This is a genomic window from Ruegeria sp. CE12 (assembly GCF_056537525.1).
Map to the genome: position 1 here is coordinate 275586 of NZ_JBQFRS010000004.1, position 14350 is coordinate 289935.

A 14350-nucleotide genomic window follows, 5' to 3' on the forward strand; every position below is an offset into this window, starting at 1 on the left:
CCGGTGATTGTCAGGGCCACCGGGCATTCAACCGCTGGCTTGATCGAACAACCAGCCTGTTGACTTGCCTCTTAAGGCAGGCGAGACCGGTTCATGATGCGTATATTTCTTTTGCTCCTTAGCCTGACCTTGTTTGGAACCAATGTTGCCGCACAAAATCGGGCGGCGGTTGAACAACAGTTTCAGAACTGGCTGCAACAAGAGGTCTGGCCTAAAGCCCGTGCCAAAGGCGTTTCTCGTCAAACCATGAACCAGGCCTTTGCTGGCGTCACGCTGAACTGGGATCTTCCCGATCTGGTGCCACCGGGCACCAAAGCCAGCACACCCAAAAAACAGCGGCAGGCCGAGTTCGGATCACCGGGAAAATACTTCAATGCCGGGTCAGTTCAGGGTGCAACATCGGTTGGCCGCAAAATGGCTGCACGTCATGCGGCGACTTTAGCCCGCATCGAGGCACAAACCGGGGTTCCGGGACGTATCATTCTGGCTGTTTGGGGACGTGAAAGCGGTTATGGGCAGGTCGCAATCCGTCATGATGCATTCCAGGTCCTTGGCACCAAGGGCTTCATGAGTACTCGGTCAGATTATTTTACCGATGAGCTGATCGCCGCATTGCAAATCGCGGAAGCTGGGCATGTTTCAGGCAGGGCCATGAAAAGCAGCTGGGCTGGTGCATTGGGTCAGCCACAGTTTATGCCGTCGAGTTTTCTGAATTTTGCCGCAGATGGCAATGGCGACGGACGCGCGGACATCTGGGGGTCGACCGATGATACGCTCGCATCGATCGGCAATTACCTGGCCCGTCATGGTTGGGTAGCGGGCCGCGACTGGGGCTTCGAGGTATCAGTACCTTTATCTGTGTCCTGTACGTTGGAAGGCCCGGATCAGGGGCGGCCAATTCGGGACTGGGCGGCGATGGGTATCGCGCGAACCTCGGGCAAACCGTTTCCACCTCATGAACTGTCCGGTGAAGGATATCTCATGATGCCCGCCGGGCGAAATGGCCCTGCCTTTATCGTCACGCCGAATTTCTACGTTCTCAAAGACTACAATATGAGCGATCTCTATGCTCTGTTCGTCGGCCATGTTGGGGACCGCATTCAGTATGGGATGGGCAACTTCAGCAGTGGCTGGGGTAAAGTCGGTGGATTGTACCGATCTGATGTCGCCAGCATGCAACGTGCACTTGAGCAGCAGGGGCATGATGTGGGCGGAGCAGACGGGCTTCCCGGTTTTAAAACCCGACGTTCGATCGGCAGGTGGCAAGAGGCGACCGGTCAGCCACCCACGTGCTTTCCTGAAAGCCGTATGAAGTCACAACTCAAGCCCTGAAACACTCATCGTCAATGCACTCCAGCGCGCAGTAGCGAGTCGTAAAACCGACCAGCGATTCGGTTGATTTTGAGCTTTGGAGCCTCAGAAAACAAACGTTCTGGACTTAGGTTTTCCCTGCAAAAGACTCGGGCCTTCACAAAAATATCACGATGACACTGCCCCGCCTCAGAAAATTTCGAGCACCCCCCGGCTTTGGGTTTCTTTCTACCTTTGGTTGCTCAAATGACTGACCAAGCCTTTATCCCCTGCCCAAATAATGCCACGTTCTGCAGCAGTGAAAGTCGACTTTCGCAACCACCTCACCGACTGCAATCAAGAAAGCTGCGACGCAGTGTTCCTTGCGAATTGGCAAAACCAAAATCGAATTGAACTGAGTCCCAGCGGACGTCGGACAAATCAGGCTGCCGGATGCCACCCCCTTTTCAGAGTGCAATTCTGGCGCCGACAAATGGGAGCAACAACATGAATAAATTCATTCGAAACTCGCTGGCGGGGCTGCTGTCCTCGACCATGATCGCAGGTGCCGCCTTTGCTGCAGGCACCCATCCGGAAACCGGTGAGCCGCTGGCCGACGATCAGACCTTTATCTACCGCGTGCTTGATGAACACAGCTCGGTCGATCCGCAGGTTGTCGAAGATACTGACGGCGCTGATATCGTCCGTGACCTGTTCGAAGGTCTGATGAACCAGGACGAAAACGGCAACCTCGTTCCCGGGGTAGCGACAGACTTTACTGTCAACGATACCAAAGACGTCTACACCTTTACCCTGCGCGATAATGCCAAATGGTCAAATGGTGATCCGGTAACCGCAGGCGATTTTGTATACGCCTGGAAACGAGCCGTCGATCCCGCGCTGTCTTCTCCTTACGCGTGGTTCATGGAACTGATGTCGATTGAAAATGCGGCAGCAATCATTGCCGGTGAAAAGCCGGTTGACGAACTGGGCGTCAAAGCAATCGACGATCAAACGCTGGAAGTGAGACTGAGCGCACCCCTGCCCTACTTCCCGCAGATGACCACACATTCGACCACATTCCCGGCCCCGCAGAAGGTGATCGAAGAGTTCGGCGATGCCTGGACCAAACCCGGTAACATCGTATCGAATGGCGCTTATGTTCTGACCGAGCACCTGCCGCAGGAGCGTTCGGTTCGTGAGCGCAACGAAATGTACTGGGATAACGAGAACACCATCCTCGACAAAGTCGTTGCCCTGGTCATCAATGATGAGAACGTTGCCCTGACCCGCTATCTGGCAGGTGAACTGGATCGTACCGATGTTCCCGCAGGTCAGTTCCCGCGTCTGAGCAAAGAATATCCTGACGAGGCGATCAGCTATCCACGTCTGTGCAACTATTACTACACGTTCAACCTGTCCGAAGGTGGCCCCGAGGCATTCAAGGATCCGAACGTTCGTCAGGCCCTGTCCCTGGCCGTTGACCGTAAGATCATCACCGAGAACATCATGGCTGGCGGTCAGCCGCAGGCCTACACTTTCGCACCCGAAGCGACAGCAGGCTTTGACGTTCCGGAAGTGGAAATGGCGTCGATGTCGCAAGCCGAGCGTGACGAACTGGCCAAAGAACTGCTGGCTGCGGCGGGCTACGGTCCTGACAACCCACTGACCTTCTCGATGGTCTACAACACCTCTGAAGCGCACAAGAAAGTCGCCGTGGCGCTGAGCCAGATGTGGAAACAGAAGCTGGGTGCCAACGTCGAACTCGCCAACATGGAGTGGAAGATCTTCCTGGAAGAGCGCGGCAACCAGAACTTCGATCTGGCACGTGGCGCTTGGTGTGGTGACTATAACGAAGCATCCACCTTCCTCGATCTGCTGCAGTCGGATTCCGGCTACAACGACGGCAAGTACAACAATGCCCGCGTTGATGAGCTGCTGGCCGAAGCAAAGACAGCAGATGATGCAGCACCTCTGTACACCGAGGTCGAGCGTATCATCGCGCAAGAAACCCCTGTCATTCCGATCTATCACTATGCTGGCGTCTACATGATGGACAGCGACCTGGGGAACTGGCCGATCAATAACGTAGAGCAGAACTGGTATTCCAAGAACCTCTACAAGATCGCCGAATAATCATCCTAAATCGTGCTTTGCCCCGGAACCCTATCCGGGGCAAAGCCAATAATGGGGGCATGGAATGCTTGCCTATATCATCCGGCGATTGCTGATCGCCGTCCCAACGATCCTTTTGCTGATCGTTGCCAGTTTCTTTTTAATGCACTTCGCGCCAGGTGGACCCTTCACCTCGGAACGGCCACTGCCGCCGGCGGTTCTGGCCAATATCGAGGCGCGGTACGGGTTGGACCAGCCGCTGTGGAAGCAGCTCTGGGATTACCTGTACAACATCGTCGTGCATTTCGATTTCGGCCCGTCCTTCAAGTTTAAGGACCGCGACGTAAATGACATCATCGCGCAGGGTTTCCCGATCTCGCTGACCTATGGATCGCTGTCGTTTCTTGTTGCTACTTTTGTCGGTGTTAGCCTTGGGATTGCTGCTGCCATCAAGCACAACAGCTGGATCGACTATTTCGCCGTTGGTCTGGGCATCGCGGCGCAGGCACTGCCGAACTTCATCATGGGTCCGATCCTGATCCTGACATTTACCCTGTGGCTGGGATGGCTGCCAGGCGGTGGCTGGAATGGCGGTCAATGGCCCTATCTGATCATGCCCGTGATTGCGCTGGCGACGTCCTACATGGGATCAATCGCCCGGATCACGCGATCGTCGATGCTGGAAGTTCTGAACTCGAACTTCATCCGCACCGCCCGCGCAAAAGGTCTGCCGACAAGAACTGTGATCTGGCGCCATGCACTGAAGCCGACCCTGTTGCCAGTCGTATCCTATCTGGGTCCGGTCTTTGTCTACGTTCTGACCGGCTCGGTCTTTGTCGACATCTACTTCTCGACCGGCGGATTGGGACAGGCCTATGTGGGATCTGCTCTGTCTCGCGATTATGCCGTGCTGTTGGGGGTTACGATCCTCTACGGCGTTCTGACCGTTTTCGTGAACCTTCTGACCGACCTGGCCTATGCCTGGTTCGATCCGAAAATCCGTTACTGAGGGGCTGGCAATGCTTGGAAAATCACAAAAAGCCGCCCATCTGGCCGAAGAAATCACCGATTACACGGTCATTCAGGGGCGATCACTCTGGCAGGACGCGCGCATGCGTTTCGTCCGCAACAAGGCCGCAATGGCGAGCGTATTCATTCTGGGTCTGATCGTGTTGTTCACGATTATCGGGCCCTACTTTGCCGTGTGGAACAACGAGGAAATCGATTGGAACGTCATGGGTGACGTACGCGGCATGGGGATGCCGTCCATTGAAACAGGACACTACTTTGGTGTCGATGATCTTGGGCGTGACCTCTATAGCCGGGTCATTCAGGCGACGACCACATCGCTGTTGGTGGGCTTGATCGGCGCTGCGACAGCTCTGATCGTTGGAACCTGTTACGGGATTACCGCCGGATACATCGGTGGCCGCACAGACGGCGCCATGATGCGATTTGTCGACATCCTGCTGGCCATTCCGGCGACACTGGTCATCATCCTTTTGCTTGTGGTCGCAGGGCGGTCATTCTTCATGCTGTTCATTGCACTTGGTGCGGTCGGCTGGCTGACCATGGCGCGGATCGTTAGGGGGCAGACCCTGACCCTGAAAAACCGCGAGTTCATCGAAGCCGCCCGAGCCGCTGGTGTCAGCGAGTTCACCATCATGTATCGCCACATCCTGCCCAATCTTTTGGGGGTGGTGATCGTTTACGCCTCGCTGCTGGTGCCCGAGATGATCCTGACCGAGAGCTTCATTTCGTTCCTCGGATTGGGGATTTCGGAACCTTACACTTCGTTGGGCCGTCTGATCGCCGAAGGGGCCGGAACGATGGGTTATGGCACCCTGTGGCAGTTGATGTTCCCGCTCACATTCTACGTCGCAATTATCATCACGATGTTCTTCATCGGAGATGGCCTGCGCGACGCTCTGGACCCGAAGGATCGCTGATATGAGTCTGTTTTCCGTAAAGGACCTGAGCGTCCAGTTCGACACACCCGATGGCGTGGTCGAGGCTGTCAAAGGCATCAGCTTTGATATCAACCCGGGTGAATGTCTGGGCATCGTGGGCGAAAGCGGGTCTGGCAAGAGCCAAACCTTCATGGCCGCGATGGGATTACTGCCTCCGGCTGGCAAAGCCTCGGGATCTGCCATGCTGAACGGGCAGGAAATCCTGAACCTGCCCGTCAACAAACTGAACCAGATCCGTGGCGACGATGTCGGTATGATCTTTCAGGATCCGCTGACGGCACTGACCCCGCATCTGCGGATCGGGCAGCAGATGCGCGAAGTGCTTCAGGTTCACGAAGGGCTGCAAGGCTCGGCGGCGCGGGCGCGTTGCCTGGAATGGCTGGATCGCGTGCGCATCCCAGAAGCCAAGCGGCGTCTGGATCAGTATCCCCATGAACTGTCGGGCGGTATGCGCCAGCGGGTCATGATCGCGATGTCGATGCTGTGTAACCCAAAGCTGCTGATTGCTGACGAACCAACAACAGCTCTGGATGTAACCGTACAGGCGGACATTCTGGACCTGATGGTGCGTCTGCAAAAGGACGAGGGAACCGCGATTGCTTTGATCACCCATGACATGGGTGTCGTCGCACGTATGTGTGACCGCATTCAGGTCATGCGGCTGGGTCAATTCGTCGAAGCCGGTGATACGCGCGAGATCTTCCGCGCGCCCCAGCACGAGTACACGCGGACTCTGCTTGAGGCGATGCCCCGGATCGATGCAGGTGACGCCCCTAAAGCGCTGGACAAAGTCGAAGAGCCACTGCTCAAAGTCGATGACGTCAAGGTTCACTTTCCTATCCACGTCTCAGGCGGATTGTTTGGTCGCAAAGTGCCCCTGAAAGCTGTTGATGGTGTCAGCTTCGACATCCGCAAAGGCGAAACGCTGGGTGTTGTGGGCGAATCCGGTTGCGGCAAGTCCACATTGGCCCGGGCTGTCCTGCAACTGATCGAGCCCAGTGCGGGCAATGTCAGCTGGTTGGGTCATCCCATCGTCGGACTGAAACGCGCCGAGCTGAACAAGTACCGTAAGGACCTGCAGATCGTGTTTCAGGATCCGTTGGCCAGCCTTGATCCGCGTATGACCATCTCGGCCTCGATTGCCGAACCGCTGAAGACCTATCGCCCTGACCTGACCGAGCGTGAACGCAAGGACATGGTCGCCGAAATGATGGAACGGGTCGGTCTCAAGGCCAACATGATCAACCGCTACCCGCATGAGCTGTCTGGTGGGCAGAACCAGCGGGTCGGTATTGCACGTGCGATGATCAACAAACCCAAGCTGATCATTTGTGACGAGGCGGTATCGGCGCTGGACGTGTCCATTCAGGCTCAGATCGTGGAGCTTTTGCGCGAACTGCAAAAGGAATTCGGCCTGTCGATGATCTTCATCAGCCACGACTTGTCTGTGGTTCGCGCGGTCTCGAACCGGATCATGGTTCTGTATCTCGGTCGGATCGTCGAATTGGGGGATGGTGAAGTGGTTTGTTCCGAGCCGATCCATCCATACACCAAATCGCTGATCTCAGCGGTGCCTATTCCGGACCCGGATGTGGAACGCAGCCGCCAGCGGCTCAAGCTGCCGGGCGAGTTGCCATCGCCCATGGACCCCAAGGCTGCGCTGCGCTTCCTGCCCAGCAGGTTGAACAGTGGCCAGACGGACTATGTTCCAAAACTCAGCGAAGTCGCGCCCGATCACTTTGTGGCAGAGCACGACACGCTGGAAGCCATTATGGCAAACACTTGAGAAAAAGCCCCGAAGTTGCGAACCAGCTTCGGGGCTTTTTTTGTTGCTGGCCAATCTGAACTTTATGTGATTTCACAGGCACAATCTCGCCTATCACGCCCGACCGTGCCAGACAGGCCCAAAAGCTGCCAAAATACCAATATAGGGCTGAGAACAACGATACCTGATTTTGACTCCGCACCGACAAGCTGGCACCTTTTGCGGGGTCTATGCCCGGTCAACCGGGCAATGTTGATTGATCTGGTTTCTCGGCCTAAGAGGAAGCCCCGGACCACCGGGCGAAGAATTGAATTTGAGAGGTAACATGACACGCAAGGTCACCAAGGCGATTTTTCCTGTTGCAGGGCTCGGCACCCGCTTCCTGCCAGCGACAAAATCCGTCCCGAAAGAGATCATGACTCTCGTTGATCGCCCACTGGTACAATACGCCATTGACGAGGCGCGGGCGGCCGGCATCACCGAATTCATCTTTGTGACGTCGCGCGGAAAATCAGCTCTGGAAGACTATTTTGACCACAATCTGGTCCTTGAGCAGGAGCTGAAAGCCAAGGGCAAAGATGACCTGCTGGAAACGCTGAATGCGACCAACATGGAAAGCGGCGCTATCGCCTATATCCGCCAACACAAGGCCTTGGGTCTGGGACATGCCGTCTGGTGCGCACGGCGTCTGATCGGGGACGAGCCCTTTGCCGTCATGCTGCCTGACGACGTGATCGCTGCAGACAAGCCCTGCTTGCAGCAAATGGTCGAAGCCTACGAAGAAACCGGTGGCAATATGGTCGCCGCAATGGAAGTGCCCGCGGAAAAAACCAGCTCATACGGTGTTTTGGATGTGGGCGAAAACATGGGCACGGTCGTTCGCGCGAGAGGTATGGTTGAAAAACCCAAACCCGAAGAAGCGCCTTCGAACCTTGCTGTGATCGGTCGGTATATTCTTGGCCCGTCCGTTCTTTACAATCTGAACCAAAAGAAGAAGGGCAGCGGCGGAGAGATCCAACTGACTGACGCGATTGCTGCGGATATTGGAAACGGTGTTCCCGTCTTTGGATATCAGTTTGAAGGCGAACGATTCGACTGTGGTTCAAAAGCCGGGTTTTTGCAGGCAACCGTAGCGTTTGCGCTCGCCCGCGATGATCTGCGCGCGGACTTGAATCAGTATCTGCATGACATCGTTGCAACGGAGCGGGCGGCACAATAATCGGGTGCTCTTTCCTCTGACTGCATTTTGACGATACCGATTGTGATGAGCAGTCCTAAGGCATGCAATTCATGAAAACTGTCTGTCCTGTCATCCTGTGCGGAGGGTCGGGCACGCGCTTGTGGCCCCTGTCGCGTAAAAGCTATCCCAAGCAGTTTGTTCCACTGCTTGGCGAGACAAGTTTGCTGCAGGATTGCGCCGTGCGAATGCGCGGCCCGGCAACGGCGCCATATGCCAAGCCACTGATGCTGACCAACGAAGCATTTCGTTTTGTCGTGCCGGAACAACTATCTGCGATTGGCATTGATCCGGGGCCGATCCTGATCGAGCCCAAAGGTCGCAATACCGCACCGGCTGTTCTGGCAGCTGCACTGTATTTGTCTGATCAAGACCCCGATGCTGTGATGCTGGTTGCCCCATCCGATCACGTAGTGCCCGATAAAGCGGCTTTCCATGCAGCTGTAGCCGAAGGTTTGATAACCATCGAAGAACGCGGTGACCTGATTACATTCGGAATCACACCAGACCGTCCTGAAACCGGCTATGGCTATCTAAAACTCGGCTGCGTACCGGACACATCGGGCTCAGCAGTGCCTCTGGACCGGTTCGTCGAGAAACCCGATCTGGATAGCGCCAAAGCCATGCTGGCGGATGGCAGCTATATGTGGAACTCGGGCATATTCCTGTTTGCCGTGCGCGATATCATTGCCGCTTTCAAAGAACATGCTTCTGCGTTGGTTACACCGGTTCGACAAGCTGTTGATCAGGCTCAGACGGATTTGGGTTTTCTGCGGTTGGATGCGACATCCTGGGAACAGGTTGAGGGCATTTCGATCGACTATGCGGTGATGGAAAAGGCCGACAACCTGAGCGTCGTCCCCTATGCCGCAGGTTGGTCGGATGTTGGTAGTTGGTCTGCTGTTCAGGAGCTCAGCTACCCAGATGTGGATGGTGTCGCCCAAACCGGCGATGTCACAACAATCGACTGTCAAAATGTGTTGGTTCGTTCAGAATCCCCTGCTCAGACCGTGGTGGCGATGGGTGTTGAGAACCTGATAACCGTCGCGATGCCCGATGCGGTTCTGGTGGCCAGCATGGATCGTGCGCAAGATGTTAAACAGGCGGTTACAGCCCTCAAGGCAAAGGGTGCGAAACAGGCCGAGTCTCTGCCGGTTGATCACCGCCCTTGGGGTTGGTTTGAAAGCCTGGTCATTGATGATCGTTTTCAGGTCAAACGCATTCACGTTCATCCCGGCGCCGCGCTGAGCCTGCAATCGCACCATCACCGTTCTGAACACTGGATCGTGGTGAAAGGCACTGCAAAGGTCACGATCGACGCTGAAGAGCAGCTCGTGAGTGAAAACCAGTCGGTCTACATCCCGCTCGGGGCCAAGCATCGACTGGAGAACCCCGGCAAAGTTCCGATGGTGCTGATTGAGGTGCAGACCGGAGCTTATCTGGGTGAGGATGACATTATCCGGTACGAAGATTTCTACGCGCGGAAATAGCGGCCTGCGTGATCGCTGCGCCGATGCAGAAGCGCTGCATCGCACTATACCAAACGGATAGAATCACTTTGCGAGGAGTGGTGACGCACCCCTCCACAACACTGGATCTTTCTTTGATTTGTTTCCATTTCGGAAATCCTAGGTTACCGGAAAATTATCAGGGCATCCGGGTCGGTCAGACAGGTTTCACACCCTTCAGGGCAGGTTGGCGCGCAACGACATCGTCGAACCGACAGCCACAGGAGGATGCCCATGTCACAAAACTCACCCCGTCTGAACCTGCCGTTTTTGCAACCCTCGCAGGCCCAGAAACATGTCACCCATAACGAAGCACTGCGTCAGCTGGATTTGATTGTGCAGCTGAGTGTCGTGTCCATGAATGCAACCACCCCACCCGCCGTCCCCGGGCAGGGAGATGTGTATGCGCTTGGGGCATCACCAACCGGAGACTGGAGCGACAACCCCGGGCAGCTTGCGGCCTGGCTGGACAATGCGTGGCACTTCATCGAACCGGGTACAGGTTGGCGTGCATGGGATCAGGACACGGATCGCATCAAGATCTGGGATGGGAACGCCTGGACTGACCTGCCTGTTGAAACCCAGAACCTGCCGGGTATCGGCATCCAAACCGGACATGACGCAACCAATCGCCTGTCCGTTCGCAGCCCGGCTACATTGCTGAGCCATGATGGCGGCGGCCATCAGTTGAAGATCAACAAAGCCAGTGCAGGCGATACCGCATCTTTGCTGTTTCAATCCAACTGGACCGGTCACGCCGAGATGGGGTTATCGGGCAACACGGGATTTGCCATCAAGGTTTCGCCAGATGGTGGCAGCTGGACCGAAGCGCTGAGCATTGATCCAGCCACTGGTACAGCAACTGGCGCGGCTGTGCAGGCGAACGCTACAGACACGACAGCCGGGCGTTTGATGCGCGCTGACTACGGTTATGGGCCAGGAAATCTCTTGGGTTCAGTTTCCGAAGCCTCCGGCGCCCCAACCGGTGCGGTTATCGAGCGCGGCAGCACTGCAAATGGTGAGTTTGTGCGGTTTGCTGATGGCACACAGATCTGTACCGCCAATCTGGACCCCGTCAGCTGCACTACCTCTGTGGGCGCTCTTTTTGCCAGTGCATCAACGACTTGGACCTTTCCGGTGGCTTTTGCAGCAGGCTCTGTCCCGGTACTGAGCGGAAGCGGTGGCGCTGTTGAGCGGTTCGCAGGAATTGATGTGCCGTCTGAAACACAGGTGACGCTGCAGGTGCTTTGCGCGACATCGGATGCCACCGCAAAGGCTCCCTCAGTCACAGCTGTCGGACGCTGGTTCTAAACAATCAGACCGTCCGAAACCGGACGGTCACCTTGTCCGCAAATCCTGGTAGCCTGATTCAGATACCAAGCCGGATATGTAAGAGCAGCCAAGCTGCAGAAGCCAATGCACCCCAACTTCAAGGGTTTGATGGATCACCTTGTTCTCGATCGCAGGTTTTCGTGTTCAAAGTCTGCAAGATAGAATTGGTGGCTCTAATGCCACCAACCTTGGCTACGGCCAGGACCACAACATCAAGTTGTAGTGCCTGAAAGAATTCAGGCGCCGCTGACTGGTCCGTCATGTCAAACCCCCTACGGTTGCGAGTAACAAGATCCAGCATTTCACGAGCCTTCTGCCGCTCACGTAACTTAAACAGAATTGCGCAGCCAACCATCCCGCGACGCTCTGCCATGTAAGTCTTGCGCATGAATGTCTCGTTGACCAGGCGGGAATATTGGGAATCGATGCGCATGATCACATCACATGCTTTCAAGGCCAGCGCATGGTCGCCTTCGACCGCAATCACCTTTGCGACCTAATTTACGTTCTCTCCCGAAAAATCCGGCATCACCCCAATCGCGCAGGCTGTTGAGATTGCCCATGAACGGACAATCTTTCAGCCCCCGCGAGATTCTTGCCAGACCTCACGTGATTTTTCGCGTCACAGACGTTCCGCCCCGTTGCGGGTCTTCGTGATCCCAAAGGAATACAGTTTGACCACCGCGTAGAGAAATCGGAGATAAAACGGAGCGGCTTAACGCTGAGGCGTTTCCTGTACCAATCCATAGTTTCTGATGTCGAGGCCAGATTTAACCCGTCCCGACCGGCAATATCGATTATCAATGCGATCTTGGTCGATGTTCCGCTTCGCAATTTCGAGGTCCTGTCTGTTGTCTCAATGACGGCGAGAAACTATTGAATGCAACCCAAGGTCACTGACAGGCATTGAATCCGCCAGCAGTTTCTTCGAATGTATGCGCGCCATCGGCGTAATTGGTAAGAAGGATTTTTAAGTATGCGTATTGCGATGATCGGCACCGGCTATGTTGGTCTGGTGTCGGGGGTGTGTTTTTCGGATTTCGGTCACGACGTGGTTTGCGTTGATAAGGCGGATCAAAAGATCGACATGCTGCAAGCCGGTGAGGTGCCCATCTATGAACCCGGCCTGGATACCCTTATGGCCAAAAACGTTGCTGCAGGCCGACTGAGTTTCACCACCGATCTGAAGGCGGCTGTTGACGGGGCGGATGCGGTGTTCATTGCCGTTGGGACACCCACGCGCCGCGGGGATGGCCATGCCGATCTGACCTATGTGATGGCAGCCGCGGAAGAGATCGCAAACGCGATCACCGCCTATACCGTCATCGTCACAAAATCGACCGTTCCGGTGGGAACTAACCGCAAAGTGCATGAGGTGGTCACCGCGGCGAACCCAAAGGCGGCATTCGACGTGGCCTCGAACCCCGAGTTTTTGCGTGAGGGTGCGGCGATCGACGATTTCATGCGCCCTGACCGGGTGGTCGTAGGCGTCGAAAGCGATCGTGCTGCCGAAGTCATGGCCGAGATTTACCGCCCGCTTTACCTGCGCGACTTCCCGATCCTGACCACCGATCTGGAAAGCGCCGAGATGATCAAATACGCAGCCAATGCGTTTCTGGCGACCAAGATCACCTTCATCAACGAAATCGCGGGCCTGTGCGAACGTGTGGGCGGCGACGTCAAAGAGGTTGCGCGCGGTATCGGGCTGGATGGCCGTATCGGCAACAAATTCCTGCATGCCGGTCCCGGCTATGGCGGCTCGTGCTTTCCTAAAGACACCGCTGCGCTTGCCCGGATCGGACAGGAACATGCGCACCCGATGCAGATTACCGAGACCGTCATTCGCGTGAATGATGAGGTCAAGAAACGGATGACCGAGAAAATCCGCGATGCCTGCGATGACAGCTTTAACGGCAAAACCGTCGCGATCCTTGGGGTGACGTTCAAACCCAACACCGACGACATGCGCGATGCCCCGTCGTTGACTATTGTTCCAGCACTGATTGGCGGAGGCGCAAAAGTGCGCGTCGTTGATCCACAAGGTAAAGCCGAAGGCGAGGCATTGTTGCCGGGCGTCGAATGGGCAGAAGATCCTTACGAAGCCGCCAAGGATGCCGACGCGGTGGTTCTGCTGACTGAGTGGAACGAATTCCGTGCCTTGAACCTTGAAGAGCTGGCCGGCGCGATGAAGACCGCCCGAATGGTTGATCTGCGCAATATCTATGCCGAAAGCAAAGCGCTGAAATCCGGCTTTGAATCCTATGTTGGTGTCGGGCGCTGAGCGCGCCCGATCACTACGTCAGACTTTGTCCAAAGCCTCTTCCAGTTTGGCCAGTTCGCCATCTCGCATCGAGATGGCCTGAGCCGGATAGGGAAAGGCTTTGGCGCGGACTTCGGACTGAAACTCTTTCAGCGCCTTGACACGCTCCTGATACATTTGCCGGTGCAGGCGTCCAAGATCACGGAATGCATGGGCATGGCGCGGCGGGTTTTCAGCCTCACCGCAGATATCGGCCATAAACAGAAAGATCACATCGCCTGCATTGCCAGATCCCAATGAGATGGTGACGATCGAGGTTCGATCATTCAACAGGCGCAGAGTGTCTTCGGCCACGCATTCAATCTCGCACGCGATCGCACCTGCATCCTCATAGCGTTTGAACGTCCGGTAAATCTGCATTGCCTCATCCGCAGTCCGGCCAAATGCGCGCAGCCCACCTGCCCAATGGCTGAGCGATGGCACCAGCCCCATATGAACCTGAACCGGTATGCTTTCGCGCGCCAGCATCTCAACCACTTCGAACGAACGGTTGGTGAAATACATGTCTGCGCCCTTCTCCATACAGTCGATGGCATGGCGCATGATCTCGTCATTTGCGGCGAACTGACCCCAGTTCATGGCGGTCCCGGCAAAATGGGTTGGCGCAATTTCACGCGCCATATCCAGATGCACATCCCACAGCGTCAGCAGATCGATTCCGGCATCGACACAAGCCTTAATCTCGGCCTCGTTCGCCGGGTTGCACATGGTCAGCCGTTCGCCGGTTTTCTTGAGATCCAGCAGGTCCTTGACCGTATAGTTGCGTTGGGCAGGACGGCGGCCAAACGTGTAGATGTTTTTCATGATGTACCC

General features: G+C 55.9%; 11 protein-coding genes. 9 read left to right on the forward strand and 2 right to left on the reverse strand.

Annotated features, from left to right (window positions below; all coding sequences use genetic code 11):
* Positions 1-96 precede the first annotated feature (96 nt).
* The 8 genes from ACR0IO_RS12300 (at position 97) to ACR0IO_RS12335 (ending at position 11196) form a co-directional block, all read left to right on the forward strand.
* Positions 97-1332, forward strand: a complete 1236-nt coding sequence (locus ACR0IO_RS12300) for a lytic murein transglycosylase (protein WP_480741934.1) — start codon at positions 97-99, stop codon at positions 1330-1332.
* 465 nt (positions 1333-1797) lie between these two features.
* A complete protein-coding gene (locus tag ACR0IO_RS12305; RefSeq protein ID WP_480741935.1) occupies positions 1798-3426 on the forward strand; it encodes a peptide ABC transporter substrate-binding protein in 1629 nt (542 codons plus the stop codon).
* A gap of 64 nt (positions 3427-3490) precedes the next feature.
* Positions 3491-4414, forward strand: coding sequence for an oligopeptide ABC transporter permease OppB (oppB, locus tag ACR0IO_RS12310; protein WP_155148402.1), 924 nt, complete (start codon positions 3491-3493; stop codon positions 4412-4414).
* A gap of 10 nt (positions 4415-4424) precedes the next feature.
* Complete coding sequence (locus ACR0IO_RS12315; protein WP_155148404.1) at positions 4425-5354, forward strand: ABC transporter permease subunit; 930 nt, start codon at positions 4425-4427, stop codon at positions 5352-5354.
* A 1-nt stretch (position 5355) separates the two neighbouring features.
* Positions 5356-7161 carry an ABC transporter ATP-binding protein gene (locus tag ACR0IO_RS12320; protein ID WP_480741936.1) on the forward strand — a complete coding sequence of 602 codons (1806 nt, stop codon included), beginning with the start codon at positions 5356-5358 and terminating at the stop codon, positions 7159-7161.
* A 304-nt stretch (positions 7162-7465) separates the two neighbouring features.
* The gene (galU, locus tag ACR0IO_RS12325; RefSeq protein WP_155148408.1) at positions 7466-8359 is read left to right on the forward strand and encodes a UTP--glucose-1-phosphate uridylyltransferase GalU; all 894 of its coding nucleotides are present in this window, start codon (positions 7466-7468) and stop codon (positions 8357-8359) included.
* 71 nt (positions 8360-8430) lie between these two features.
* Positions 8431-9867 carry a mannose-1-phosphate guanylyltransferase/mannose-6-phosphate isomerase gene (locus ACR0IO_RS12330; RefSeq protein ID WP_480742018.1) on the forward strand — a complete coding sequence of 479 codons (1437 nt, stop codon included), beginning with the start codon at positions 8431-8433 and terminating at the stop codon, positions 9865-9867.
* 252 nt (positions 9868-10119) lie between these two features.
* Positions 10120-11196 carry a DUF2793 domain-containing protein gene (locus tag ACR0IO_RS12335; protein ID WP_480741937.1) on the forward strand — a complete coding sequence of 359 codons (1077 nt, stop codon included), beginning with the start codon at positions 10120-10122 and terminating at the stop codon, positions 11194-11196.
* A gap of 118 nt (positions 11197-11314) precedes the next feature.
* Here ACR0IO_RS12335 and ACR0IO_RS12340 read toward each other — a convergent pair whose 3' ends face one another.
* Positions 11315-11704 carry a hypothetical protein gene (locus ACR0IO_RS12340; RefSeq protein ID WP_480741938.1) on the reverse strand — a complete coding sequence of 130 codons (390 nt, stop codon included), beginning with the start codon at positions 11702-11704 and terminating at the stop codon, positions 11315-11317.
* Positions 11705-12193: 489 nt separating this feature from the next.
* Between ACR0IO_RS12340 and ACR0IO_RS12345 the strand changes: the two genes are divergently transcribed.
* Positions 12194-13498, forward strand: coding sequence for a UDP-glucose dehydrogenase family protein (locus tag ACR0IO_RS12345; RefSeq protein ID WP_480741939.1), 1305 nt, complete (start codon positions 12194-12196; stop codon positions 13496-13498).
* A gap of 18 nt (positions 13499-13516) precedes the next feature.
* On the opposite strand, the gene ACR0IO_RS12350 is transcribed toward ACR0IO_RS12345, so the two are convergent.
* Complete coding sequence (locus ACR0IO_RS12350; RefSeq protein WP_480741940.1) at positions 13517-14341, reverse strand: 3-methyl-2-oxobutanoate hydroxymethyltransferase; 825 nt, start codon at positions 14339-14341, stop codon at positions 13517-13519.
* Positions 14342-14350 lie beyond the last annotated feature (9 nt).

What these genes read in the sequence shown, in the direction of transcription:
- ACR0IO_RS12300 (WP_480741934.1), top strand. Translation starts at nt 97, where the DNA reads ATGCGTATATTTCTTTTGCTCCTTAGCCTGACCTTGTTTGGAACCAAT.
- ACR0IO_RS12305 (WP_480741935.1), top strand. Translation starts at nt 1,798, where the DNA reads ATGAATAAATTCATTCGAAACTCGCTGGCGGGGCTGCTGTCCTCGACC.
- oppB (WP_155148402.1), top strand. Translation starts at nt 3,491, where the DNA reads ATGCTTGCCTATATCATCCGGCGATTGCTGATCGCCGTCCCAACGATC.
- ACR0IO_RS12315 (WP_155148404.1), top strand. Translation starts at nt 4,425, where the DNA reads ATGCTTGGAAAATCACAAAAAGCCGCCCATCTGGCCGAAGAAATCACC.
- ACR0IO_RS12320 (WP_480741936.1), top strand. Translation starts at nt 5,356, where the DNA reads ATGAGTCTGTTTTCCGTAAAGGACCTGAGCGTCCAGTTCGACACACCC.
- galU (WP_155148408.1), top strand. Translation starts at nt 7,466, where the DNA reads ATGACACGCAAGGTCACCAAGGCGATTTTTCCTGTTGCAGGGCTCGGC.
- ACR0IO_RS12330 (WP_480742018.1), top strand. Translation starts at nt 8,431, where the DNA reads ATGAAAACTGTCTGTCCTGTCATCCTGTGCGGAGGGTCGGGCACGCGC.
- ACR0IO_RS12335 (WP_480741937.1), top strand. Translation starts at nt 10,120, where the DNA reads ATGTCACAAAACTCACCCCGTCTGAACCTGCCGTTTTTGCAACCCTCG.
- ACR0IO_RS12345 (WP_480741939.1), top strand. Translation starts at nt 12,194, where the DNA reads ATGCGTATTGCGATGATCGGCACCGGCTATGTTGGTCTGGTGTCGGGG.
- ACR0IO_RS12350 (WP_480741940.1), bottom strand. Translation starts at nt 14,341, where the DNA reads ATGAAAAACATCTACACGTTTGGCCGCCGTCCTGCCCAACGCAACTAT.